Source organism: Mesorhizobium sp. M4A.F.Ca.ET.090.04.2.1 (genome assembly GCF_003999085.1).
Classification (GTDB): domain Bacteria; phylum Pseudomonadota; class Alphaproteobacteria; order Rhizobiales; family Rhizobiaceae; genus Mesorhizobium.
Genome location: NZ_RZOT01000756.1, coordinates 1 through 2,010, shown reverse-complemented (window position 1 = coordinate 2,010; position 2,010 = coordinate 1). Strand labels below are relative to the sequence as shown.

Here is a 2,010-nt window from a genome sequence, read left to right as displayed (position 1 = left end):
CCGGCGACGGCGGCGCGGTCTGTAAGGGCGCAGGCTCGTGTCTGGTGCTGGAGATCGACTGCAAGGGCACCTACACCGACGCCACCGACAAGAACGGCACCGTTTACGGCAAGTGCAGCCAGGTCATGAAGATCGATCCGACGAAGCGGCTCAAGCTCGCGAACTGATCGCGTGCCATCAAGGAAAATGGCGGCCGTCCGCGCGACGGCCGCCATTTTCCTTCGCCTTGATCATGATGCGGCAGGCACTGTTCGCAGGCCGGCATCAACCTGCATGTCAACCCACCCTAGCGCACCTGGTCGAGCAGGCGCTTACACTCCAACAGGTCGAACAGCGCCTCCTGCAGCAGCGCGCGGTTGTCGCGCGACAGTTTCGAGGAGTCCGGCTGGACCGGGCCTTCGTCGTCGCTCTTGCCGAGGCCGAAAAAGCGACGGCTGGGTTTCACCCTGGGCTGGCCGACAAGCATCTCGTCGTCGGCGCCGCGTGGCTGGGCCGCCGGTGTCAGGGGCACCTGTTCGGCCTGCCGGCGCTGCGCGATCGCCTCGACGGCCGCCATGTCGCCATTGCCGATGGCAACCAGGAAATGGTTGCCGTTCTCGCGCAACAGCTTCTGCACGCCCTTGATGGTGTAGCCCTGGTCGTAGAGCATATGGCGGATGCCCTTGATCAGCTCGACATCCTGCGGCCGGTAGTAGCGGCGGCCGCCGCCACGCTTCATCGGCTTGATCTGGTTGAAACGCGTTTCCCAAAAGCGCAGCACATGCTGCGGCAGATCGAGATCTTCCGCGACCTCGCTGATGGTGCGGAAAGCATCGGGGCTCTTGTCCATGGGCGAATCCTCCGCTGGACGGCGATCGGACCGATTGGTCCCGAATCGGGCCTTATTTCAGCGGTTTATGAAACAATATTCAAGCCCGGCGTCAAAGCGCGCGGGCGTTATCAACCGGGCATTTGCGGCGGCTACTTGCCGCCCTTGGCCTTGCTGTTCTGGTGCGAGCGCAGGATGCGGCTCTTCAGCACGTTCGACGACTTGAAGGTCATCACCCGGCGCGGCAGGATCGGCACTTCCTCGCCGGTCTTGGGATTGCGGCCGATGCGCTCGTTCTTGGAGCGGACATGGAAGGTCGCGAAGGACGACAGCTTGACCGTCTCACCACGCACGATGGCCTCGCAAATTTCGTCCAGCACCGCTTCGACGAGCTCGGCCGATTCAGTTCTCGACAAGCCAACCTTGCGGTAAACGGCTTCGGCAAGGTCGGCGCGCGTAAGTGTCTTTCCCCCCATGCGACCGTCCCATCAGCTCAAAAACATAAATCGGTACAAGCAACGGCAGAGCCTAAGTAATTGATCCGTCAAGGTCAAGGACCGAACCCTTCAGTTCGGCACTTACCAGCGGACCAAAACCGCGCCCCAGGTGAAGCCTCCGCCCATCGCCTCGAGCAGCACCAGGTCGCCCTTCTTGATGCGACCATCGGCGACGGCCACCGAGAGCGCCAGCGGCACGGAAGCAGCCGACGTGTTACCGTGCAAATCGACCGTGACCACCACTTTTTGCTCGGCAATCCCGAGCTTCTTGGCGGAAGCGTCAATAATCCGTTTATTGGCCTGATGCGGCACGAACCAGTCGAGGTCCTCGGCAGTGATGCCGGCCTGAGAGAATGTCGCCTCGATGACGTCGGTGATCATGCCGACGGCATGCTTGAACACCTCGCGGCCTTCCATCCTGAGATGGCCGACGGTCCCGGTGGTCGATGGCCCGCCATCGACGAACAGCTTGTCCTTGTGGACGCCGTCGCAGCGCAGGCTCGCCGCCAGCACGCCATGGTCGGCGATGCCGCCGGTCCCCTCGCCCGCTTCCAGCACCAGGGCGCCTGCGCCGTCGCCGAACAGGACACAGGTCGAGCGGTCGCTCCAATCGAGGATGCGCGAGAAAGTCTCCGAGCCGATCACCAGCACGCGCCTGGCCAGGCCACCGCGTATATAGAGGTCGGCCGTTGCCACCGCGTAGAC

General features: G+C 63.1%; 3 protein-coding genes. All 3 read right to left on the bottom strand.

Going from position 1 to position 2,010, the window contains the following annotated elements:
• Nucleotides 1-286: 286 nt before the first annotated feature.
• A complete protein-coding gene (locus EN781_RS31445) occupies nt 287-829 on the bottom strand; it encodes a MerR family transcriptional regulator (protein WP_126054931.1) in 543 nt (180 codons plus the stop codon).
• Between the two features lie 131 nt (nt 830-960).
• Nucleotides 961-1,284, bottom strand: a complete 324-nt coding sequence (locus tag EN781_RS31440) for an integration host factor subunit alpha (protein ID WP_006201891.1) — start codon at nt 1,282-1,284, stop codon at nt 961-963.
• A 102-nt stretch (nt 1,285-1,386) separates the two neighbouring features.
• A partial coding sequence (locus tag EN781_RS31435) for a beta-ketoacyl-ACP synthase 3 (protein ID WP_127400673.1) occupies nt 1,387-2,010 on the bottom strand: 624 nt, incomplete at its 5' end.

Coding starts and splice junctions, on each gene's coding strand:
- EN781_RS31445 (WP_126054931.1), bottom strand. CDS start 829: ATGGACAAGAGCCCCGATGCTTTCCGCACCATCAGCGAGGTCGCGGAA.
- EN781_RS31440 (WP_006201891.1), bottom strand. CDS start 1,284: ATGGGGGGAAAGACACTTACGCGCGCCGACCTTGCCGAAGCCGTTTAC.